General features: G+C 60.6%; 14 protein-coding genes and 3 pseudogenes. 16 read left to right on the forward strand and 1 reads right to left on the reverse strand.

Annotation, left to right across the window (positions count from 1 at the left end):
* The first annotated feature begins 762 nt into the window (after window positions 1-762).
* The 5 genes and pseudogenes from BMZ43_RS23830 to BMZ43_RS23850 all read left to right on the forward strand — a co-directional run.
* A complete protein-coding gene (locus tag BMZ43_RS23830; RefSeq protein ID WP_223855338.1) occupies window positions 763-1,392 on the forward strand; it encodes a ParA family protein in 630 nt (209 codons plus the stop codon).
* A 2,596-nt stretch (window positions 1,393-3,988) separates the two neighbouring features.
* Window positions 3,989-4,852 (forward strand): replication initiation protein, encoded by an 864-nt coding sequence (locus tag BMZ43_RS23835; RefSeq protein ID WP_074585148.1) that lies wholly within the window; start codon window positions 3,989-3,991, stop codon window positions 4,850-4,852.
* Window positions 4,853-5,348: 496 nt separating this feature from the next.
* Window positions 5,349-6,779 (forward strand): annotated as a pseudogene (locus tag BMZ43_RS23840) (amidase).
* A 234-nt stretch (window positions 6,780-7,013) separates the two neighbouring features.
* Window positions 7,014-7,772: a DeoR/GlpR family DNA-binding transcription regulator gene (locus tag BMZ43_RS23845; RefSeq protein ID WP_074585150.1), complete on the forward strand. Its 759-nt coding sequence runs from the start codon at window positions 7,014-7,016 to the stop codon at window positions 7,770-7,772.
* A pseudogene (locus tag BMZ43_RS23850) lies at window positions 7,750-8,133 on the forward strand (Zn-dependent hydrolase); the annotation flags it as partial. The gene BMZ43_RS23845 and the pseudogene BMZ43_RS23850, both read left to right, overlap by 23 nt.
* A 180-nt stretch (window positions 8,134-8,313) precedes the next feature.
* On the opposite strand, the gene BMZ43_RS23855 reads toward BMZ43_RS23850, so the two are convergent.
* The gene (locus tag BMZ43_RS23855) at window positions 8,314-8,988 is read right to left on the reverse strand and encodes a hypothetical protein (protein WP_009683502.1); all 675 of its coding nucleotides are present in this window, start codon (window positions 8,986-8,988) and stop codon (window positions 8,314-8,316) included.
* A gap of 219 nt (window positions 8,989-9,207) precedes the next feature.
* On the opposite strand from BMZ43_RS23855, the gene BMZ43_RS23860 reads away from it, so the two are divergent.
* From BMZ43_RS23860 to BMZ43_RS23910, 11 genes and pseudogenes are all read left to right on the forward strand, one after another.
* Entirely contained in the window at window positions 9,208-10,515 is a 1,308-nt protein-coding gene (locus BMZ43_RS23860; RefSeq protein ID WP_093257297.1) for a hypothetical protein, read from the forward strand.
* Between the two features lie 69 nt (window positions 10,516-10,584).
* The gene (locus BMZ43_RS23865) at window positions 10,585-10,815 is read left to right on the forward strand and encodes a helix-turn-helix transcriptional regulator (protein WP_009683504.1); all 231 of its coding nucleotides are present in this window, start codon (window positions 10,585-10,587) and stop codon (window positions 10,813-10,815) included.
* Between the two features lie 337 nt (window positions 10,816-11,152).
* Complete coding sequence (locus tag BMZ43_RS23870; RefSeq protein WP_093257299.1) at window positions 11,153-11,926, forward strand: YagK/YfjJ domain-containing protein; 774 nt, start codon at window positions 11,153-11,155, stop codon at window positions 11,924-11,926.
* A 52-nt stretch (window positions 11,927-11,978) separates the two neighbouring features.
* Window positions 11,979-12,908, forward strand: coding sequence for a DUF2950 family protein (locus tag BMZ43_RS23875; protein ID WP_256563275.1), 930 nt, complete (start codon window positions 11,979-11,981; stop codon window positions 12,906-12,908).
* A 141-nt stretch (window positions 12,909-13,049) separates the two neighbouring features.
* Window positions 13,050-14,315 carry a cytosine permease gene (gene codB, locus BMZ43_RS23880; RefSeq protein ID WP_023101490.1) on the forward strand — a complete coding sequence of 422 codons (1,266 nt, stop codon included), beginning with the start codon at window positions 13,050-13,052 and terminating at the stop codon, window positions 14,313-14,315.
* Window positions 14,312-15,529, forward strand: a complete 1,218-nt coding sequence (locus BMZ43_RS23885; protein ID WP_093257301.1) for a PucR family transcriptional regulator — start codon at window positions 14,312-14,314, stop codon at window positions 15,527-15,529. Before codB ends, BMZ43_RS23885 begins: the two co-directional genes overlap by 4 nt.
* 4 nt (window positions 15,530-15,533) lie before the next feature.
* Entirely contained in the window at window positions 15,534-16,775 is a 1,242-nt protein-coding gene (gene codA, locus BMZ43_RS23890) for a cytosine deaminase (protein WP_023101488.1), read from the forward strand.
* 210 nt (window positions 16,776-16,985) lie between these two features.
* A complete protein-coding gene (locus tag BMZ43_RS23895) occupies window positions 16,986-18,242 on the forward strand; it encodes a beta-ketoacyl synthase N-terminal-like domain-containing protein (RefSeq protein WP_009683511.1) in 1,257 nt (418 codons plus the stop codon).
* 120 nt (window positions 18,243-18,362) lie between these two features.
* A pseudogene (locus tag BMZ43_RS23900) lies at window positions 18,363-19,688 on the forward strand (MFS transporter).
* 117 nt (window positions 19,689-19,805) lie between these two features.
* Complete coding sequence (locus BMZ43_RS23905) at window positions 19,806-21,896, forward strand: hydantoinase/oxoprolinase family protein (RefSeq protein ID WP_023101487.1); 2,091 nt, start codon at window positions 19,806-19,808, stop codon at window positions 21,894-21,896.
* Between the two features lie 17 nt (window positions 21,897-21,913).
* A complete protein-coding gene (locus tag BMZ43_RS23910; protein WP_009683515.1) occupies window positions 21,914-23,674 on the forward strand; it encodes a hydantoinase B/oxoprolinase family protein in 1,761 nt (586 codons plus the stop codon).
* Window positions 23,675-23,730: the final 56 nt, after the last annotated feature.

A 23,730-nucleotide genomic window follows, 5' to 3' on the forward strand; every position in this document is an offset into this window, starting at 1 on the left:
CTTCCCAGCAAATCCAGGGCTCCCATGTGCTAACAGGTGCGGAATGCGCAAATGCGCACACACTTAAGCAAGCACCTAAGCACCTAAGCACCTAAGCACTTAAGCCCTTAAGTGAGCGGCTATTCCAATTTGTTTGATGAGTGATCAGGTCGCCGCTAAGAGCGCATCGTAGATACCCGTGCTCGCATAAGCACCCAAGCACCCAAGCACCCAAGCACCCAAGCACCCAAGCACCCAAGCACCCAAGCACCCAAGCACCCAAGCACCCAAGCATGTGTGGGGGTCGCCATTCCGGCAAGCGAGTTGGCCACCGGTCTCTACGAGAACGACGAAAGAGTCGCCGCATTGATTTCGGTGCATGAACCGTTACTAACGGGCGGCCTAGCGATACCCGTTATGGCTTACATCTATCTGCTTTCACCGGTTAACTATCTCCGACTTCAACCCAAAACTACCGTTTGTGACGCGCATGCTTATATAAGCAAATGCTTGGTTACGCACGTAGAGGGTGTCGATACCCGGGCCTCAGACTTGATTATTTCTAAGCGCCCCAAGCAACCACCTGGAAATCATAGGGCACACGCAAGCATTTACGCATTAAAGCACATGAGTGCTTACCTACGCACGCGTACGCTTGAGCGTGCGAGCATGCAAACGTATACTCGCACGAATTGCTTGCATGAACGCTCGCGTAAGCACGTACGTAAGCAAATGAGCAAACACGCACCTAAGCGGGCGAGCGCGTACTTAAGGAGATCTCTAGTGAAAACAGTGGTGATTGCGTCGAGGAAAGGCGGTGTTGGTAAGACCACTACGACGGAAGTCCTGGGAGTGGAGCTGGCTCGCCGTGGAAATCGGGTAATGCTGATAGATACGGATCCGCAAGGCAGCCTTACCGAATGGTGGCAAGAGCGTGAAATTGAAGAGCCGCAAATGTCAAACGTCCCATACGAGAGCTTAGGGGCGGCACTCAGCGTGCTGGAAGGGGAGGGGTACAACTACGTCCTCATCGACACACCCCCCGAGTCTAACGACGTTATCACTGCGACTGTAAAATTCGCTGACCTCGTGATCATTCCGGTCAAAGCAGGCCCACACGATTTGCGTGCAGTAAGGCAGACGCTGACGTTGGTGAAGGATGAGAACAAGCCCTTTGTGTTCCTTCTGAACGAAGTGACGCTCAACACGAACATTACTAAAGACGTGATGGTGGCCCTGTCTCAGCACGGCAAGCTGTGCCCACCGATGCCGCGCCGTACCATCATGGTCGAAGCCGGTATTGACGGTAGGGTACCGCAGGAGCTTCGACCAAGCTGCTCGGCAGCGCGGGACATCAGAAAGCTGTGCGACTACGTTTTGGAAGAGTTAGAATTCCAGCAAGCACGTGCTTAAGTGCTTGCTCAAGCACTTAAGCACTCGCATGCATGTCTAAGAATTTGCATAGAAGGTAGGACCAAATGGCTCGCACTCCTCGAGATCTCGGCTCAATGCTCAACACCTCCAAAGCGGCGGAGCCTGTCACATCTGCAGCACCGTCAGTACCTAGTGTTACTCAAAGCAACCCGGTCGCTACACAGCATACGACCGAGGAGCCTGCGCCAGCAGCGAAAGCTGGACAAAACAGGACGCTCAGCGTGAAGTGCGACGCTGACCGATACAGGAAACTCCAGTTGGCGCGTATCGACCTAGGGCTGACAGGCCAGGACATCTTCATCGAAGCTTTCGATCTTTGGTGCGAGAAATACGGGCGATAGGCCGCACGTTGCCTGAAAGCGATGTCTGGCATGCGATATCTCAACGCTTCTGCCAGATATCATGAAGTAGGTCAGCGCAAGCTGATGCATATCCTCAGCGCCGACACCTTCAGTCACAGCGGTGAACGTCTCAAGCTTGTTGGCCGCGGTAGGCTGATAGCTGCTTACAACGTAATTCACCGACCGGTGTGTCTAGCGCTGGCTAGCTTTAAGCTGGTGTTGTCGTCACTAGCTCGCTTGCCAGCGCGCCGCGTCTAGGATCCCATCCTCAAAGCCTCCCAGGACTGCTTCTAATAGCTGTATTGGGATTCGTTGCCAGCGTTCCGCGCGCTCCTGCGGCACCAGATCATCAAAACCCCTTAAACCCTAATGGGGAGCTGGTATTCGTGGCAGGCGAGGGCGGGGCGACTGTGCATCGTGGCTGGTTAGCTGCGTGAAGCACTCATCAGGTACTGATCGCCCAGAGCTGCTCGATACTTGCTAAACCTCCATGCTTGCGCACCTCAGTTAGCCAACCTGGTCGTACCAGCGTTTTTTGGTAGGTGCAAAGCTGCCGAGACCTCGATCAGTGAGGTACCTCAGTGCGTTAGGGTCAATATCCGGTGCTTAGGCTGTATGCCTTGGACATCAATGAATTTGGCGATCGGTGCCCTTCTGAGCAGAAGGTGATCACGTGCCATCTAGGAAGCTTGCTGTTTTGTGGGTGGGGCGACGTCGACTCTAGAATCGGGCGCATGGCGCTAGTACGGCCCGTTTTCGGTGTATTCCCGTCAGGATCACAGCGTTAGGTATTTGACGAGGGTCTTAACAAGGTCTTGATGGTTTGCGAAGCCGGTTGGATCCCCTGGACCTGCTGTCGACGAATATTTCGTTGGGCTGCCATCCGGTGGAAAGGGTAGGTGCGCAGACGTACAGGACCTTCACTACACAGGCTACGGTCCCTCAGCCGTGATCTGTAGTCGATTACAGATCAACGTCTATGCCGAGGCGTGCTTATCCACAGCTGCCTTCCCTTTAAGAGCTTTTTAGATCTTTATTTCTTGTTTTTCTCTTGTTTTTAAGACGCTGGAAGCCGCGCTAGCAAAGGGTTCCAAGGGGGGTATCGACTACAGAATCCGGTAATGCGACTAGGCATTACGGCTGACGCGACTACGAATTCCGGGTCGGTCGACTACAGATTCCGGCAGTCACGACTACGGATGCCGGCTGTTATCCACCGGTGAGCAGTCCCACCTGCTACAAATTGCGGCTGTCCAGATGCACAGCGCTAGCACGAAGGCGATAAAACGCGGGGTTAAGTTCGCTCCCCCTCGAGGCGTTCAATGTGAAGACCGCAGGAAAACCTTCCTAAGGTGCTGATTTTAAACGATAAAATCTGAGATCGTGCCTATCCGAGGCGGGCTTGCAGGTTGCACCTGCCATCGTCATCAAGCGCCTCGTACCAGTGGCGAGAAAATGCGTCCATCATGTCTAGCGACTACAAATTCCGGTAGTCATCGCAGCAATACTTCTCGGTCAACGACTACAGATTACGGCTTGGCCGTCCTCTAACCTGCTGAAACGACTACAGATTCCGGTATCTCATACCGCATGATCGAGTGACCCTCCTCCTTACGACTACAAATTACGGCACTAAACAGACGCTTAGGGAGCAAAAAATCGTTTTGCTCGGCCGATCGACTACAGATTGCGGCTGTTTAAGGGCTGACCTCTCCTAATGACTACAGATTGCGGTATAGGCGCAGCTAGACACCTATTCCGCGGTTCGAGCACGGTCACCGCCCACCCGATACGACTACAGATTACGGTACCCAGCCGCTCAGACCGATCACTGCGAGCCTAGAACACGTGTCGGCCATGCAATGCGACTACGGATTACGGTAGTGCAGCGGTCAGACCCGCTATGCCGCACCAAAGGGATTTCTAAGGTGGGTGTTGCGACTACAAATCACGGTATAAACGCCTCTCAGCAGGCCTCTCGGTAGCACGCTACGCTCCCTCTGATCGATCCGACTACAAATTACGGTACTCGCGTGTCCGCTCGGACGATGTTTTACTACCTGCCAATGCGTCTCCTCGAGACGACTACAACTCGACTCTGCCTGACTGCCAAGGCAGTTGATTGTCGCGCGGAAAGCGCGCCGTGCGGGCTTTTGACTCTTTTTTCGCTTGACCCGGTATCGACTACAGGGGAAGGCACTAGTAGGGTTTAAGGCTTCCTACCAGGTCCCTCCATGTCAAAGGTATCCACCCCCGTTCCTGATCAAGCTGACCCTCGGCCGATTCGGGTAACGAAGTCAAATACGCTCATCACAGCGTCGTATCGGCTTACCCTCAACGAGCAGAGGCTCATTTTGGCTGCGATAAGCCAAATCGACCCTCGGAAAGGGATGCCGAAGAAGATTTCTGTGTCTGCACTGCTCTATTCAGAGATATACGGTGTGCAGCTTCGTCATGCCTACGAGCAGATGAAGGAGACGGCCGACGTTCTGTTTGAGCGCGAGGTGAAGACCTTCGATGGATCTGCAGTGGAACGTAAGCGCTGGGTCGATGCTGCGCGTTACATCGCTGGCGAGGGGAGGGTGGAGCTGTCCTTCACGATCCACGTTATGCCGTACCTATCCCGACTTCACACCAAGCTCACCAGCTACGACCTCCGCCGGGTCGCACGTCTCGACTCTACTCACTCGTTTCGGCTCTTTGAGATGCTCATGCAGTTCAAGAAAACCGGATGGGCATACATCGAGATCGAGACACTCAGGACCGCTTTAGGGCTTTCTGACGCCTACCAGCGCTTTAACAATCTCCGCCAGCGCGTGATTGATCCTGCTGTGGAAGAGCTGCGTACCAAGAGTAGATTGGATGTCACCTACGAACTGAAGCGTGAGGCGAGAAGAGTCGTTGCGATCAAATTTATGTTCAAGGATCTCGCTCAACAGTTACCGCTCAACCTGGGTGACGAGGAGCTTGTGCCCTTGACTGAAATTGATCTGCCGGAGGATCCCAGCTTGCTGCTGGCGTCCGCCTTCGAAGATTTGAGCGAGGACGATCCGAACTTCACCTTCCCCATTGATGTAGATGAGTCCGGTGGCGCTTAGCCGAATTCTGCATCGGTTAGCGTGGAACCGTGTCGCTCACGATCCGCAGGTCTTGCCAAAGGTGTTTCACCGACAGCTCAGCATTAGGCGACCTGCGTAGAAAGCTCATCATCGCGCGATCCTGCCACCCAGGTTGTGGAGTGCCTTTGCGGCTTGCGGGTCTCCCTAACACCCCTTTCATTCCAAATGGCGCTAGACCTCCCACAAAATGGCGTCGTACTGGTCGTTCGGCAAGCCATGGGGGCTCGGCTTGCAAAGGACGCTGACGGCTAGGGTTAGCCACGTCGGCTATAGGCTGGGGTACTGCCTTGGTCGCCGCTGTTTCACGCTGAGCAGCACTACTTCTCATCCTTCCATCAGTACCTACTCACCTTCCTGTGAGGCTATCCAAAAAACCACATATTCCACAAATCCTAATTTTCTATGCTTGACCGTGACCTCGCTTCGCTGTTCAATGCCGCTCAGACACCTGAGCTGCGAAATGGTCTGGAATTCTATGCAAAAGCTGGATTTAGAGGGAATTGTACTCGATGTAATCAGCTCCGCCCAGCGCATTCGCGAAGGTCAACTGACTTCGGTCACGCTTGTGCAGGCTTGCCTGAAGTCCATAAAAGCCACTAATCCAACGCTTAGGGCTTTTGGAGACGTCTACGTCGATCATGCGTTGAACCAGGCACAGCTGCTAGACGCCGAGGCGCGTGAAGGACGCTTCCGCGGCCCGCTGCATGGCGTGCCTTTCGGCATCAAGGACCTGTTCCACACCGCTGGCCTGCGGACGACCCGGGGGTCGCTCACGGCGCTCGACTATGTACCGACCCAGGATGCTCCTATCATCCAGCGCCTCAAGGCGGCGGGTGGGATAGTGCTGGGCAAGACGGCGACCACCGAATTCGGCTGGACCGGCGCCAGCACCTCGCGGGTATTTGGCGACGGCCGCACGCCGTGGAATACGAGTTTGACCAGCGGTGGTTCGAGTTCCGGCTCCGCCATCGCCACGGCGGCGTTCATGGTGCCGGCGGCCCTGGGCTCGGATGGGGGTGGTTCGGTCCGGATCCCCAGCTCCTTTTGCGGCACCTTCGCCCTGAAAGGCTCTCTCGGCCGCATTCCTACCTGGCCGTGGTCGGCGACGGAAACGCTCAGCCACGCGGGGCCCATCACCCGTACCGTGCGGGACAGCGCCTTGCTGTTCGATGTGTTGTCCGGGCCGGATGCGCTCGATCACCAGGCGCTTCCGGCGCCGACGGAGTCCTACCTGGCGCGCTGTGATCAGCCATTATCCCCGCTGCGCGTAGCCTATTGTCCGACGCTGTTCGAGACCCCCGTCCATCCAGAGGTGGCCGCTGGCGTGGACGCGGCAGTGGACATCCTGGCACGCCAACTACCGCTCGAGGTCGAGCGTCTGGCCCTGGACTGGCGCGATCCGCTGACGACCTTCGAGACGCTCTGGGTAGCAGGGCGCGGCATCGCCTATGGCAAGACCTTGGGCGGCCGACTGGGCGAGCTCGATCCCGGCTTCGCCACCTTGATCGAGAAGGCGCGTCAGTACGATCTCGCCGACTATCTTGCGGCTTCCCAGCAGCGCGCGATGTTTGCCAACCAGGTCCACGCGTTGTTCGAGTCCTACGATCTATTGCTGCTGCCGACCTTGCCGATTTTGCCTTTTCCCGCCCACCTGACCGGGCCGGAGGAGGGCTACGAGGCAGCCGGCAGCGGCACCCCTTGGGCGCGCTGGACCCCCTTTACCTATCCCTTCAACCTGTCGGGAAATCCTGCGGCGAGCCTGCCCTATGCCTAGAGTGCCGACGAGTTGCCCATTGGCCTGCAGGTGGTGGGGCCCCGGCATGCGGATGCCGCGGTCCTGCAGTTCTGCGCCGCCGTCGAGGCCCTGCTGCCTTGGGCTCATAGAGTACCACCCCTGCTGCGTTGACCTGATCCACACGGCGCTCGCCCGCTAAAGAGGCTGGCCCGTTGCACCACCTTTCCAACCTGCCTTTCACCGCTCCATCCGTGAAAGGAACGTTCCATGGCTTCATCCGTCCCGCTATCGCCTCGCCTGTTCTCGCCGCCCAAGGTCGCGGCGAGGCTGCACGCACGCCGCGCGAAATCAGCCGGAGCAGCCCGTTACACTGAGCGCTTCTCTCTGTTGCGGACGACTCCTGCCATGCTGAACCAGCCTCGCCTTGACGAAATCTTGCGTCTCATCAACCTGCAGCAGCGCGTCAAGGCCGCAGACCTGGCGCAAGCCATGCAGGTATCGGAAGAGACGATCCGGCGTGATCTCAAGCACCTTGAGGAGGCCGGCAAGCTGCGTCGGATCCATGGCGGTGCGGTGCTGCCCAAGCCCAACGAAGAGCAACCCCTGCAGGTGCGTAGCCGCATCCAGACGCGCGCCAAGACCCGTCTGGCGGCCTGTGCGGCGGAACTGGTCCAGGACGGCATGGCGCTGTTCCTGGACACCGGTACGACGACCCTGGCGCTCGCGCAGCAGCTCACCCGGTTCAAAGCCCTGCGGGTGGTGACCAACTCCCTGGATATTGGCCTGCTGCTCACACAGCACAGCGCCAATCAGGTGCTGATGACCCCTGGGGATATCCGCCGCAACGATAACGCCCTGATCGGCCCGCATACCCTGGCGTTCGCCGCGGGCTTTCACTACGACATCGCCTTCATGGGGATCGGCGCGGTGGATGCCGAGCTGGGGCTCATGGACTACGAGGAACCCGAGGCGCATCTGCGTCGCACGCTGACGGTGAACTGTCGCCGCAGCGTCATCCTGGCGGACGACGCCAAGTTCGGTCACCGCACCTTCATCAACACCCTGCCGCTCTCGGCGGTGGATACGCTGGTCAGCAACCGGCCGCCATCCGCCGAGTTCGTGCGCTGTCTGGAGTCAGCCGATGTCGAGCTCGTTTACCCGTGACTTTCCCGTTGCCGACGCGGCGGACCTCGATGCCTTCGATGCGTTGTTCGCGCAGAGTTCGGCCATCGGTGCCACCGCCAACGGTGGCCTGCAGCGCCTGGCCGCATCCGCAGAGGATGGCGCCATGCGCGATGTTTTCAGCACCTGGCTCCGCGCCCATGGTTTCACGGTGCAGGTCGACGCCGTCGGTAACCAGTTTGGCCTGATGACCTTCGACCCTGCAGCGCCCTATGTGCTCTGCGGCTCCCATCTGGATACCCAACCCAAGGCCGGTCGTTTCGATGGTGTCTATGGCGTGCTCGCCGGTGCGGTCGCCATCGCTAGCGTGGCTCGCCAGCTCGAGGCGCGCGGTGAAGCGCCGGTCTTCAAGCCGGGGTAATCTGAAACGATAGCCTATCTTAATGAAAAATATGAGAAAAGTTCGGTTTGATATTTGTCTGGAATACCATTTGGAATACCGGGCGGCTGGATTTGAACTCAGGATGTCGGGGCGCTGAGAAGATCCATGGCTTGGGATTTAGGTGGCAGGCTCGAAATTTGCTCAGACTGACCTCGGGCTCAGCATCTCATGCTTGGCGACGGAGGCATCGATGGCCTCTTGGACTACACGCATTCGGCGTTCTGCAAGAGCTGTTGCGGCTGCTTCGTCTTCGTAGGATAGCTCGGGCAGTTCTTCTTTTAGAAAGGTTTCCCACCGCGCGAGCTGCTTCATGCAGTGGTGCAGCTGCTTTCTGGTCTCATCAATCCGAACTTTGTCCAGCTCCTGCGTAAGCTTGCGCGCATTGCGTGTGACTTTGGCCATTTGAGCGTCGCGACGCATCACCTCTTTCTGTTCTGCGGCTGCCTGGGCGGCGACTTCGATCAAGCGCTGAATCAGCGCTGTTTCGGTTGTTTTGTGCCCTTTGGCGAGGCTTTTGAGTGTGGTCTTGGTTTCGAGTGGGAGCGTGAAGGAGCAAGTCTTTCTGCCGCCTTTGGCTAATCGATACCGCCTTTGTCTGATGGCGTTTCTCAATCGCTCGATGAGCTTTACACCTTCAGCCTCGGATTCGAGGGCATGGATCGATCTGACCAGATGGCTGAAACCACTGTCGGCAAGGAAGCTGATCTTGCCTTGCAGCGACGGAGAGCACCGGCTCGATAGGTAACTTGCTGCCCATTGCCACTCTCCTCTGTCCTTCTCGTTCAGCCAGCCTGGTGCTGCTTCGGTCTCGCTCATTTTCGAGTTTCCTTCTCCGTCGCCATATTCAGGGTGCGATCAGTCGCCTCACTACTGGACGGTGTTACATGACCTGATGGTAGGTCTGTTGATCAGAATTTTTGTAAATGTTAGCGGTCATGTTATCGACGTAGTTAACAGATACGTTACATGATATTGATAAGCTGATTTTATAGGGTATAAAACGTGATCTAAATTTCCAGTTTTTCGGTAGGTGAAATGGCTAATCTTCTGGCTTTTTATGAAGACCTAGAGGTTGGTGCAGAGTCTAGGTTTTTCCTGCAAGCCCTGATATGCCGAGAGCAGGCACTCTTGACCGCCTCGTTCAAGGTCAAACCAGTTGCGAGACTCCTCTGCTTGACGGATAGATTGGTCAGAGACGCAGTGCGGGAGTTAGCCGAAGCTGGGCTGTTAGTGGCCAAAAAACAGGCTGACAAGGTGGGTCGTCCGGGGCAGGAATATGAGGCGTCGCAATACCTCCTCGATCTGCTTGCCCAGCCAAGAGGTAGTTCGCTTACTCATCGGGACCTGGTCCTGCGTCTCTTTAATGAGCCGGAGATTTATGCCGAGGGACCTCGGCCTGAAACAGATACCGGGAGCGAGAAGGTTGCGCGCAAACAGGTATGCAAGGACGGGCGGCCGGCAGCACCTGGGGCTTGTGGACGCCTGGGGACAGCCACGAGAGTGCTTTTGGCTGCCCTTTTAACCTTTGCCGATCAGTGCGGGGTTGTGGCCGGGGTGGGGGAGGCGAAGCTTCGTGCAATGACGGGCCTGAATCCGATTGCGCTCAAACATCAGGTGAGGCGACTAGTCAGCCTGGGCTTCATACGTGTTCATGTGCCGGGTGTATCCAATGGTTTCTTCGTTGGAGCCAAGGTTCCCAGTACCTACTACCTGAACCTTGACCACACGCAGATGGGGGCGCGGCGCCCTCATTGCGCAGTGCTGGTTTACGCGGAAGCTAAGCAGTCCCGTTATGAACGGTTGACCAGCGGGCTTACGCAGCCTGATGTAGCAAGAGCTCTTCTCGCTTTGGGACCTGCTGCGCTGGATGTCCTCTATCACAAGCTGGCCTGGTACACGTCGCATCTGCTGTCCCTGACATGGGGAAGGCCAGGCGAAAGGTACGGCGAAATTCCTGCTTCTCTGGAGGGCATGATTGGTCGAGAGTTAGATCAACTGAAGGTCGGTAAGCCGGGGCAGGACGAGGCTGGCTACTACTGGCCTGGAGTGCTCGATCACTTTTTTGAGGTGGCGTTTGAGTGGGCCGAGCATTTGAAGCAGAAGTTCAATGGCAAGGCATGGTCGGGGTACCAACCCCAGGTGATTAGGCTGATACCTGTGCCAAAGCCAGAAGGGCGCGATGATGCCTTGGAGGTCGTTTCTCTGATCGTCTATCCGGCTCCCGAGAATCAGAACTGCTGCATTGTGTACAAGGATGTCCGGGGCGGGTTTCTTCGTGAGTTCGACAGCGAGGCTGACCTGGATGTGTGGAACCGCTATCAGTTTGGCTTGCTAACCGAGTAGGTGACGGGGCTTCAGGTTATTTCTTACTGCTCCTGCAGATCCTCTGAACGAATATGAGGAGCCCCGTTCATGAGGATCATTCGCCTGAAAGAAGTCATCGATTCGACTGGTCTTGCCCGATCGACCATCTACAAACACATCTCGGAAGGTACCTTCCCGAAGCCGGTCTCGTTGGGCGACCGCTGTGTCGGCTGGGTCGATAGCGAGGTGCATGACTGGATCCTGGCAAGGATCGAGGAGCGGGACCTGGCAGAGGGGGCTGCGGTGCGCCCCACCGGCCACCTGAGTATGGCTAGCTAGAACTATCACCTACGCCATGACCGGCTAAGGCTGGTCATGGCGTTTATGCCGCTTGGAAAGTCCAGCGCTCTCAGCTAACTCTCCCAGGATGCGATTGGGTGAATCTCTCGGCAGGCTCGGTAATGTTGCTCCCCATTGCCAGGCCAGCCTGGGGTGATCGCTGAGTCTTGGAGCGGGATCTAGTTATATAGTTCTAGGCTATCACCGTGTCAATACTCGATAGGCTGAGTTTTTAGTAACCACACCGGCACTATCACCCTGCCTCCGGGTTAGGTCATCGGTTAATAAATACACATCCCGTACCTGGTATGCGAAACCACTCACCAGGTACAGAGCCATGACCAAACAAAACGCCAACACCCTCCAATCCCAGTCCGATATCGCAATTCGAATTGAGCGCCTCATCAACGCCATCCAGCGTACAGATAGCCAGGCCTGCCGAATCTCATATTCAAAGCATGGAGATGAACAGGTCAGAGAAACCATGCTTTCAAAATACTTCGATGGGATCGTGCAGATGGTCGCGCTGCTCGACGGAGATGTGGCGTATCAGTACAGCTGGCACTTGAGCCTTCTTCAGGAAGCCTGCCAGGCCATTGGGATTGAGCGCAGCCCCTTTGGCATCACCTGCTTGAACGAGGGTGAAACGCGCTATCTGAGCACCAGTGAGACGCTGAACGAGCTGACCAAGTGCATCCGTACACTCCTTGCCCAAAAGAGATTCAAGCGTAGGGAGCACGATCAGCGCTACCAGGCGATTCAGCAAGAGGTCGAAGTCGATCGCTACGTTGATGCCATGTTTGATCGCTACGCCCGGATCTGCGTGATCAGGGTTGATCTGTATTACCGTGCAGAGGTCCAGGCGAGGTTGCGTGTGGAGCGCGTATTCGACGATCTGAATCGGCTGATAGCTGAGCGTGAACGCAACCTAATTTTCGACCATGAAATTGGCTACATTTGCAGCGTCGAGCAAGGCGAGGACCGGGGCTATCACATCCATGCAGCGTTCTTCTTTAACGGTGCTGAAGTGAGTGCCGATATCTACAGGGCTCAGCGGATCGGTGAGCTATGGGAGCGTATTACCCGTGGTCAGGGCTACTTCCACAACTAGGGGCAGGCAAGGAAGGTTTCCGGGATTCCTAATCGATCCATTCCCCTGCGAGGTGCCGAACAAACATGTCGATGAGCCCAGCCTGCCGGCCGATCACCCGTTCAGCGAAACCAACCTGAACCCTGGCCTAAATGGTCGCGACATGCGCAAGGTGTCCGACACAGATGCTGGGACAGTGGCTGCACTCGCTTTGAAACGGTCATTGGAGACGATTCACGCTGAGGCAAGTACTGTCGGCCGCATTCGGCCGCTACTGGATGCTACGGTCGGGAAGCTAGCTGAGCGTGCATCTGATGCAGAACTGGTTCGGCTGACCAAGGCTACCAACGGCTGGCGCTTCGACCGCAAGGCCGGCAGCGCCGAAATCCACGCCCGGCGCATCGGCCGTAACGAGCTGGCTGCATTGCAGTCGGTCCTAGCCTATCACGACGCGCAGATGGACTACGCCTCGAAGGACCGCAACAGCAACGGCGCGCTGGAATATGCCCAGCAGATCTTCAGCACGCCCGGCAAGCATGACGGCCTGTTCTGGGAGGACGAAGAGGGCGGCGAGATCAGCCCGCTGGGGCCGCTGTTCGGCAAGGATGTGGTGGGCGATGCCTGGTACGGCTACCACTTCCGCATCCTTGATGGCCAAGGCTCGTCGGCCCCGGGCGGCGCCTACAGCTACCTGATCGGCAACCAGATGAGCCGCGGCTTCGCCCTGGTCGCCTGGCCGGCGAAATACAACGATAGCGGTGTCATGAGCTTCATGATCAGCCACGACGACCAGGTGTTCGAGAAGGATCTGGGGCCACAGGGCGACAAGATTGCCAAGGCCATGAAACGCTTCGATCCGGATGACAGCTGGAAGAGGTGGATGTCAGCGCCAGCGAATGACGGCCGGCGCGCACCGCCGACGGCAGGCTGCGTGGAAACTATCCAGTGCTGTTCCGCGTTGGTGCGCGCCCGCATCAAAACAGGTCTTAACGCACAGGTTTAATTCATCAATTCGGCAAAATAGTGTGCAAGGTGAACAGGTAAAGTTGTGCCGATTGCCCGCAAATTTCCTGTTTTTCGCGCTTGGCAAAAGCGGCCCGCATATTGCTCCCCTAGTCGCAACGACAACCCGGAGCACCGTGCCATGAGCTCACCTACCGAATTCCCGCTTTGCGAAGCCCCGCCATCCTCGCGCAAAGGGCTGCTGCCCATTGCCATGGTGTTGTTCAGCTTTACCTTCTTCACCGGCACCATGTTCGCCGGTGGCAAGCTGGGCATGGCCTTCAACTTCGTCGACATGCTGTGGGTCGCCGCCATCGGCAACACGCTGCTGGCGTTGTACGCGGCGGCCTTGGCCTTCATCGCCTCGCGCAGCGGCTTGAACAGCGTGCTGATGGGGCGCTTCTGTTTCGGCGAGGCGGGCAGCCGGCTTTCCGACTTCATCCTGGGCTTCGCCGAACTTGGCTGGTACGCCTGGGGCACCGCGACCGTGGCGATCGTGCTGGTCAAGTTGCTGGGCCTGGCGGGTGGTTTCACCGTGCCGCTGATGGTGCTGTTCGGCCTGGGTTTCAGCATTACCGCGATCATCGGCTTCAAGGGCCTGGACCTGCTGTCGCGGGTGTCGGTGCCGCTGATGTTCGCGCTGCTGCTGGTTTCGATGTATATCGCCACCGCCGATGCCGGGGGCTTTGCCGGCCTGGCGGCGGTGGTGCCGCATGAAACCATGACCTTCTCGGCAGCGGTGACCATGGTCTTCGGCACCTTCGCCAGCGGTGCCACCCAGGCCACCAACTGGACCCGGTTGTCGAGCAGCGGGCGGGTGGCGGTGGTGGCCAGCATCGTCGCCTTCCTGCTCGGCAACGGCCTGATGGTGGTGGCCGGGGCCTGGTGCGCGATGGTCTACCAGCAGGCCGACATCGTCGAAGTGATGATGCTGCAAGGCCTGTCGTTCGCGGCGGTGGTGATGCTCTGCCTGAACCTCTGGACCATCCAGGGACCGACCATCTACAACGTCTCGGCAGCGGCCTGCCACTTGCTGCGCAGCGAGCGTCGACGCATCGCCACGCTGGTCGCGGCAGCGGTGGGCATCGTGCTGGCGATTGGCGGGATGTATGAAATGCTGATCCCGTTCCTGGTGCTGCTGGGCTCGATCATTCCGCCAGTGGGTGGGGTGATCATGGCCGACTTCTGGTACCGCCACCGCGGCAAGTACCCGGCGCTGGCCTCGGTGCAGCTGCCGCGCTACAACTTCTTGGGCCTCGGGTCCTATGCGCTGGGTGCGGTGCTGGCCTACGCCTCGCCGTGGGTCGCGCCGCTGGTGGGCATTGGCGCCTCGGCCCTGTGCTACATCGTCATGCTTGAACTGAGCGGCCGGCGCCGGGCGCTGGGCCAGGCGGGTGTCGAACCGTGAGCCTGGCGCTGGACGAAATCCTGCACCTGCCCGGCCTGCAGGACATGACCGTCCGGGCCGGCGCGCGCAACCTGCAGCGGCGGGTGCGCTGGCCGTATGTGGCCGAGAACGAAGGCATTGCCGAGTGGGTGATGGGCGGCGAGCTGGTGTTCGTCACCGGCATCAACCACCCACGCGGCGAGGCCAACCTGCTGAGCCTGGTGGAAGATGGCGACGCCGTGGGCATTGCCGGCATGGTGATCCTCACCGGCGGCACGTTCATCCACGGCATTCCGCCTGTAGTGATCGAGCGCGCCGAGCAACTGGGGCTGCCGCTGATCGAGCAGCCGTATGCGCTGAAAATGGTGGTCGTCACTCACCTGATCGGTACGGCCCTGGTGCAGATGACCCAGGTGCGGCGCTCGCGCAATGACATCCTCGGCCAGTTGCTGACCGGCGACTACCCGAGCCTGGCCATCGCTCGGCAGCGGGCCGCGCACCTTGAGCTGGCGCTGGACGAGCCACGGCGCCTGGTGACACTGCGGCTGTCTGGCGTCGATGGATTGTTCGAGCGCCATGGGCTGGCCCAGGGCGAGCGCGTGTGGCAGGGCATTCGCCAGGCGCTGGAAGATCAGCTTGAGGCCTGGTGTCGTGGCAGGCCGGGGACTGTGACCGCGCAATTGCCGGGTGACCTGTTCGTGTTGTTACTGGCCGATGCCCACGGCCTGCACGCCACCCTGGCCGCGCTGCACCGGCAGTTGGCGGGCGTGGTCGGTGAACTGGGCCTGTTCATGGGCCTGTCGCGCCTGGCCGAGGATTGCGCCCACTACCGCCAGGCGCTCAATGAAGCGCGCCAGGCCTTGGAAGTGGCGCAGAACCTGCGCCCGGCCACCGGTTTCTGCGACTTCAGCGAGTTGGGCGTGCTGCGCCTGCTGCAAGGCATCGTCGATCGCTCGCTGATCGACGACTTCGTCGCCGAAACCCTTGGCCCACTGATCGCGCCCGGCCGCAAGCACCCCCATGTGCTGGTGCATACCCTCGACGCCCTGCTCAAGGAAAACGGCAATGGCCTGAAGGCCGCCCAGCGTCTGAGCCTGCACCGCAACACCATCAACCAACGTATTCAACGTATCGAACAACTGAGTGGGCAGTCACTCGACGACCCGCTATTTCGTATGAACGCTTCGGTCGCCATGCTGGTATGGCGCATGAGCGAAGCCCAATGCAAGGAGTAACAGCATGAACATCATCAACGCCCGTCTGCGTGGCAAGTCGGGCCTGTTTCGTATTGAACTGAACGGCGACCGTATCGCCGCCATCGAGCCCCAGGCCGATGTGGCGGTGCTGGCCAACCCCGACGACCTGGACGCCCAACAGAACCTGGTGGTGGCGCCCTTCGTCGAGCCGCACATTCACCTGGACGCCACCCTCACCGCCGGCGAGCCGAAGTGGAACATGAGCGGCACCTTGTTCGAAGGCATCGAACGCTGGGCCGAGCGCAAGGAAATCACCACCCACGACGACATCAAGCAGCGCTCGAAGAAGACCATCGACATGCTGGTGGACCATGGCATTCAGCACGTGCGAACCCATGTGGATGTGACCGACCCCAAGCTCACCGCGCTCAAGGCCATGGTCGAGGTGCGCGAGGAAGTACGCCACCTGGTTGACCTGCAAATCGTCGCCTTCCCCCAGGAGGGCATCGAGTCGTTCGCCAATGGCCGGGCCCTGATGACCGAAGCGGTGGCCATGGGCGCCGATGTGGTCGGTGGCATTCCGCATTTCGAGAACACTCGCGATCAGGGTGTGTCGTCGGTGAAGTTCCTGATGGAGCTGGCTGAGCGCACCGGTTGCCTGGTGGACGTGCACTGTGACGAAACCGACGACCCACAGTCGCGCTTCCTCGAGGTGCTGGCCGAAGAGGCCCGGGTACGTGGCATGGGCGCTCGGGTCACGGCGAGCCACACCACGGCCATGGGCTCTTATGACAACGCTTACTGCTACAAGCTGTTCCGCCTGCTGAAAATGTCGGGCATCAACTTCATCTCGTGCCCGACCGAGAGCATTCACCTGCAAGGGCGCTTCGACACTTACCCCAAGCGCCGCGGGCTGACCCGCGTGGCCGAGATCGACCGCGCCGGGATGAACGTGTGCTTCGGCCAGGACTCCATCGTCGACCCGTGGTACCCGCTGGGCAACGGCAACATCCTGCGCATTCTCGAAGCCGGGCTGCACATCTGCCACATGCTCGGCTACGAAGACCTGCAACGCAGCCTGGATCTGATCACCGACAACAGTGCCCGCACCCTCAACCTTGGGGAGCGTTATGGCATCGAGGTCGGGCGGCCGGCCAACTTGCTGCTGCTGTCGGCGCCGGATGATTACGAGATGGTCCGCAGCCAGGGCCACGCACTGGTTTCGGTGCGCAACGGCAAGGTGTTGATGCGCCGCACGTCGGCGCAGGTCGAACGCTTTGCCTGACGCCACCCTCTAGCAACGGCATTCATCATGCCCCGCCGGCTTTGGCCGGGCGGGGTGCTTTGCCATGGGCGCAGGATAATTACTGATGCCAAATTCGGTATCAATGGCTAACGAAATACGAATTATCAGAATCAAAGCCGCCCCTTAGACTCGAGTCCATGGCAACCCAGCCAGGTTGCCCGGACAGTTCTGAACCTGTGGAGTCAGTGCATGTTATCGAAGCAGACAATCGGGCTACGCCGCGTGGTCGTGACCGGCATGGGCATCGTCTCATGTCTGGGCAACAGCCCTGCGCAGGTCCTCCAGGCATTGCGCCAGGGGCGCTCGGGAATCGCCTTCAACCTGGCCTATGCGCAAGCGGGGCTGCGCAGCCATGTCAGCGGCCGGCTGGAGGTCGACTTTCAGCGCATCGACCGGCGCCACCGGCGCTTCATGGGCGATGCCGCAGCCTATGGCTACCTGGCCATGGCCGATGCCATCGCCGATGCACGGCTGACGCCCGAGCAGGTGGCCGACACCCGCACCGGCTGCGTGATGGGCTCGGGTGGCGGCTCCAGCGAAGACATCGTCGAGGCCAACCAGCTGCTGCACAGCCAGGGCGTACGCAAGGTGGGGCCGTACCGTGTACCCCGTACCATGACCAGTACGGTCTCAGCGTGCCTGGCCAGTTTCTTCGGCATCAAGGGCCTCAACTATTCCATCGCCTCGGCCTGCGCCACCAGCGCCCATTGCATCGGCCACGCCTTCGAGCAGATCCAGTTCGGCAAACAGGATGTGGTGTTTGCTGGCGGTGCCGAAGCCGAGCACTTCAGCCAGAGCTGCATGTTCGACGCCATGGGCGCGTTTTCCACCGGCTACAACGACCGGCCGGCCACTGCCAGCCGCCCTTATGACGTGGCCCGTGATGGCTTCGTTATCAGCGGCGGGGCAGGGGTGCTGGTGCTGGAGGCGCTGGAGCATGCCCAGGCGCGCGGGGCGACCATCCTCGCCGAAGTGATCGGCTATGGCACTGCCTCCGATGGCCAGGACATGGTTTCCCCCAGCGGCGACGGCGCACTGCGCGCCATGCAGATGGCCCTGGCCAGTTGCGCCGAACCGGTGGATTACCTCAATACCCATGGCACCAGCACCCAGGCCGGCGACCTGGTGGAACTGCAGGCGGCACTGGCTGCCTTCGACGGTGAACTGCCGCCGTTCAGCTCGACCAAGTCGCTGAGCGGGCACGCGCTGGGGGCGGCCGGGGTGCACGAGGCGATCTATGCGTTGCTGATGATGCGCCACGGTTTCATGGCGGCTTCGCACAACATCGAACAGCTCGACCCGCAGGTCGAGGGGCTGCCCTTGGTACGCAGCGTGCGCGAAGGGCAGCAGGTGAATTGCGTGATGTCCAACAGCTTCGGTTTCGGCGGGGCCAATGCCTCGCTGGTGTTCAGCCGTCGGGGGCTGGAGGCGCAGGGCGCACATTGACGGTGACGGCCCACCAGAGGCCCGCCCGGACTGAGCTTGAGGGCTGCGCCTGCAGCCCACTCGCTGCGTGAAGGTTTCGAACTGCCAATCGCTTGTTCTCCAACAGACAGTGAGGTGGATATGTCGGGTACGTCGCAGCAGCCGGTCGCGCCGGAGCAATTGAAACGCGTGGTCTGGGCCGCGTCCATCGGCAACTTCGTCGAGTGGTTCGACTTTGCCCTGTATGGTTTTCTGGCGACCACCATCGCCCAGTTGTTCTTCCCCTCGGGTGACAGCACCACGGCGCTGCTCAAGACCTTTGCCGTGTTCGCCGTTGCCTTTGCTTTCCGCCCGCTCGGCGGGCTGGTGTTCGGCATGCTGGGGGACCATTTCGGGCGGCGCCGGGTGTTGTCGATCACGATCCTGCTGATGGCCGCAGCCACCACCCTGATCGGGCTGCTGCCGACCTATGCCAGCATCGGCCTGGCCGCCCCGTTGCTGTTGACGCTGATCCGCTGTGTGCAGGGTTTTTCCGCCGGTGGCGAATACGCCGGTGCCTGCATTTACCTCATCGAGCACGCCCCGGCCGGGCAGCGCGCCCGCTATGGCAGTGCCGCGCTGGTGTCGACCTTCGCCTCGTTCGCGGCCGCCGCCATCGTCACCTATGCCCTGAACCGCTGGCTGACAGCCGAGCAGATGGCAACCTTCGGTTGGCGCCTGCCCTTTCTGATCGCCGCGCCCCTCGGGCTGGTGGGCCTGTACCTGCGCTGGCGCCTGGACGAGACGCCGGCGTTCAAGGCGCTGGCTAGCGCCGAGCGTGCCGTGCATGCACCGCTGGGCCAGACATTGCGCGAGCAGGGCGGGGCGATGTGCTGCCTGGCGGCGTTCATCTCGCTGACCGCGCTGTCGTTCTACATGTGCACCACCTACTTCGTAACCTACCTGCAACTGCAAGGCGGCCAGCCGCAGCCCACAGCGCTGTTGATCTCTTTGCTGACCTTGCTGTTCGCCGCAGCCTGCTGCCCCTTTGCCGGACGCTTTTCCGACCGCGTTGGCCGGCGCCCGACCATGGTCACGGCTGCCGCCTGGCTGGTGCTGACCATTTACCCGGCGTTTCTGCTGGCGCGCTCCGGGTTGTTCTACCCAGCATTGGCGGGGGCATTCCTGTTGGCCATCGGCGCGGTGCTGTGCGGTGTGGTCACGGCCGTGCTGTTGTCGGAAGTGTTCCCCACCCGCAGTCGCTACACCGCCTCGGCCATCACCTACAACATGGCCTAAACGCTGTTCGGCGGTACCGCGCCGCTGATCGCCACCTGGCTGATCGAGCGCAGCGGTGACCCGCTGTCGCCGGCCTATTACCTGGCCGGTATCGCCCTGTTCGCCCTGGCGGGCGGGCTGTCGTTGCCGGAGACGGCGGGGCGCCCCTTGAGCCACGCCGCCGATCAACCCGCCAACCCCTTGGCATAAAAAAAACAGGCCCCGCTTGGGGCCCCCGCACCTCAACAACAACCATAAGACCCACGTGCGAATCGGCTCGGCGGCGCAGTTGCCGAGTGCATTCGCGATCACCAGGAGTGACGCAGAATGGCCCGTATAGGCGTAGATGTCGGCGGTACCAACACAGACCTGATCCTGGAAACCACGGAGCGCGACTCCATCGGCCGGCGGATCTTTTCCCACAAGGTCCCCACCACCCTCGAAGACCAGTCCATCGCTGTGATGCGCGGGATTCTCGAGCTGTGTGCCAAGGCCGGAATCGGCGCCGAAGAAGTGGACCTGATCGTCCATGGCACTACGGTGGCGACCAACATTTCCATCGAACACAATGGCGCCGAGGTGGGCATGCTCACCACCAGGGGCTTCCGCGACATTCTGCACATTGGCCGGCACAAACGGCCCTACAACTTCTCGCTGCAGTTCGATGTGCCATGGCAGAGCACACCGCTGGTGCGTCGGCGTAACCGCATCGCCATCAACGAGCGCATCCTACCGCCCCATGGCCAGGTCGAGACGCCGCTGGACGAGCAGGAAGTCCGCGAGGCCGCGCAGTTGCTCAAGGCCCGTGGCGTGCAGGCCGTAATCATCGGCTTCATGTACGCCTTCCTCGACCGCTCCCATGAGCTGCGCGCCAAGGCCATCGTGCAGAAGGTGATGCCCGAGGCGTTCGTCTGCTGCTCCACCGATGTGGTGGACGTGATGCGCGAGTACGAGCGCTTTTCCACCACGGCCATGAACGCCTACGTCGGACCGCGCACCGCCCACTACCTGACCCACCTGGCCAGCCAGCTGCGTGAAAACGGCATCCAGGCCGACCTGCGCATCATGCAGTCCAACGGCGGTGTGGCCACCGTTGAAAGCTGCTGCGAGCGGCCGGTGAACATCCTCATGTCCGGCCCCGCCGGTGGCGTGATGGGCGGGCATTACTTCGCTGGGCTCGACGGTGAGCGCAACATCATCACCGTCGACATTGGTGGTACCTCGGCGGACATCTCGACCTTGGTCGATGGCCAGATCAAGGTGATGAACCCGCGCGACTCCTACGTGTCCGGGCACCCGGTGCTGGTGCCGATGATCGACCTGATCACCATCGGTGCCGGTGGCGGATCGGTGGCCTTCATCGACCCGGCCGGTGGCTTCCAGGTCGGCCCACGCTCGGCCGGTTCCAACCCCGGCCCGGCCTGTTACGGCCGCGGTGGCGAGGAGCCCACCGTGACCGACGCCAACATCGTGTTGGGCCGTCTGGACCCGGACCAGATGCTGGGCGGCGACCTGAAGATCGACCCGGCGCTGTCGTTCCAGGCCATCGAGGCGAAGATCGCCAAGCCGTTGGGCCTTAGCGTGCACCGGGCGGCCCTGGGCATCCTGCGGGTGGTCAACAACAACATGGCCCTGGCCATTCGTTCCAACTCGGTGGCCCGTGGTATCGACCCCCGCGATTTCGTGCTGATGCCGTTCGGCGGGGCAGGGCCGGTGCATGGTCCGGCGCTGGCCGATGAGGTCAATGCCAAGTCGGTGCTCATCCCGCCAGCGCCGGGCATCACCGCCGCCGCAGGCCTGCTGACCACCGACCTGCAGTACGAGGCCCTGCGCTCGTTGCTGTGCACCCTGAATACCATCGACGACACGCAATTGAATCGGCTCGAAAGCGCCTTGCAGGAACTGGAAGCCAATGTTCGGCAACAACTGCGCAACGATGGCGTGGACGATGCCTGCATGCAGCTGACCCGCATCGCCGAATGCCGCTACGACGGTCAGGGCTTCGAGTTGCGTGCCCTGATCCCTGGCGGCAGGGTGGACCACCAGGCCATTGCCCAGGTCATGGCGCATTTCCACCAAGTGCATGAGCAGGACTACGGCTATTGCTACGCCGATGCCCCGGTGGAAGTCGTCAGCCTGCGTGTCATCGGCCATTCCCAGTCCGAGAAGCTGGCCTGGCAGCCGCTGCCGGCGGCGGTCGACAGCGACACCGGCCAGGCCTTCCTTTACGAGCGCGACACCTGGTTCGACGATGGCCAGTGCCTGCCCACGCCACGCTATGACCGCAGCAAGCTGCACGCCGGCCAGTACATCGAAGGCCCGGCCATGCTCATGCAGCACGACTCCACCTCGCTGGTGCCGCCGGGTTGGGTGGCCAGGGTGAGCGCCCACGGCAACCTGATCATCTCCCGCCAGTAACGCCAGAGGACACAGCCATGAATACGCAACCGGTCGATCCGATCACCCTGCAAGTCATCAGCGGCGCCTTGAAGACCATCGCCGAAGAGATGGGCCACGTGCTGTACCGCATGTCGTTCTCATCGATCATCCGCGAGTCCCAGGACATGGGCGCCGGGCTGTTCGACACCCGCTACCAGACCATCTGCGAGTCCGAATCCACGCCGATGCACATCGGCTCGATCCCGGCCTACCTGCGCGGCATCGAGGCCACCCTGCAAGGTGGCGCCTGGCACGAGGGCGATGTGGTGGTGCACAACCATCCCTATCACGGCTCCAGCCACAGCCCGGACCTGGCGGTGATCGTGCCGATTTTCCATGAAGGCGAGCTGGTGGGCTTTTCCGGCAACACCGCGCACCACATCGACATCGGCGCAGCTACGCCGGGGTTGATCATCGACGTAGGCGACGTGTACGCCGAAGGCATGCTGATGGCCGGGCTCAAGCTCTATGAGCGCGGTGTGCGCAACGAAGCGCTGGTGCAGATGTTCCGTTACAACAGCCGTGCATCCGACCAGCTGATTCGCGACATCGAAGCCCAGGTGGCCTCGGCGCAGCTGGGCGCCCGGCGCTTCAAGGAACTACTGACCCGCTACGGCAAGGACTTCAGCTTTACCGCGATCAACCAGTTGATCGACTACGCCGAAACCATCATGCGCCAGCAGATCGCGCAGATTCCCGATGGCGACTACCGCGCCGAAGGCTTCCTCGACGACGACGGCCGCAACCGCGAGCGGCGCCTGCCGGTGGTGGTCACGGTAAAAGTGAGCGGTGATGCCCTGGAGGTGGACCTGACCGGTTCGGCGTTGCAAACCGAAACCGCCTATAACGTGCCGTTCGAAGGTTCGTGCAAGGTGGCCGCCTACGCCGCCTTCCGCAAGCTGCTGCTCGACGCTGCCACGCTGCCCAGCCCGGTGCCGTCCAACGAGGGGTCGTTCCGCCCGATCAGCGTCGTGGCGCCGCTGGGCACGATTTTCAACCCAGTGTTCCCAGCCGCTGCCGAGGCGCGCTTCACCCAGTGCAACCGGATGATCGATCTCATCATCAAGGCCCTGGCCCCGGTGCTGCCGGAGCGGGTGATCGCCGGCAGCTCGGCGTCGATCTCCTTCGCTGCCTATTCCGGGGTGAAGGCCGATGGCGACTATTGGGTATTCCTCGAAGTCAACGAAGGGGCATACGGCGGGCGGCCGAAATCCGACGGGCCCGATGCCATCGACAACCTGATGGCCAACACCCGCAACAACCCCATCGAAGACCTGGGGATGCACCTGCCGATGATCTGCGACCGCTACGAGCTGCGTGACGATGTGCAGCCAGGCGCTGGCAAGTACCGCGGTGGCATCGGTGTGGTAAAGGCCCAGCGGGTGCTCACGGCGGGCTTCATCACCCACGAAAGCGAACGGCATTTCGATGTGCCCTGGGGGGTGTTCGGTGGCTGCGACGGGGTGGTAGGCAAGACCGAGATCTACAATGTCGCCAGCCCCGGGCAGGTGGTGTCGATGCCGTCGAAGTTCTCCGGGTACGCGTCCAAGGCGGGGGATGTGATGGCCTACTACTCGCCCTGTGGCGGTGGCTATGGCAACCCGCTAGAACGCAGTGCCGAGCAGGTGCGCGAAGACGTGCTGGATGACTTCTGCAGCCTCGAACAGGCCTTTGAGGTGTACGGAGTGGTGCTCGACGAGCAGGTGCGCCTGGACATCGAGGCCACCCGCGCCCGGCGCCAGCAACTGCAGGGCTGACCACAGGTCTGCCCGCCGCAGCCTTTGCTGGGTTGCTATTCGCCAGCAAAGGCCGT

Origin of the sequence: Pseudomonas sp. Snoq117.2 (assembly GCF_900110545.1) — a bacterium.
Classification (GTDB): domain Bacteria; phylum Pseudomonadota; class Gammaproteobacteria; order Pseudomonadales; family Pseudomonadaceae; genus Chryseomonas; species Chryseomonas benzopyrenica.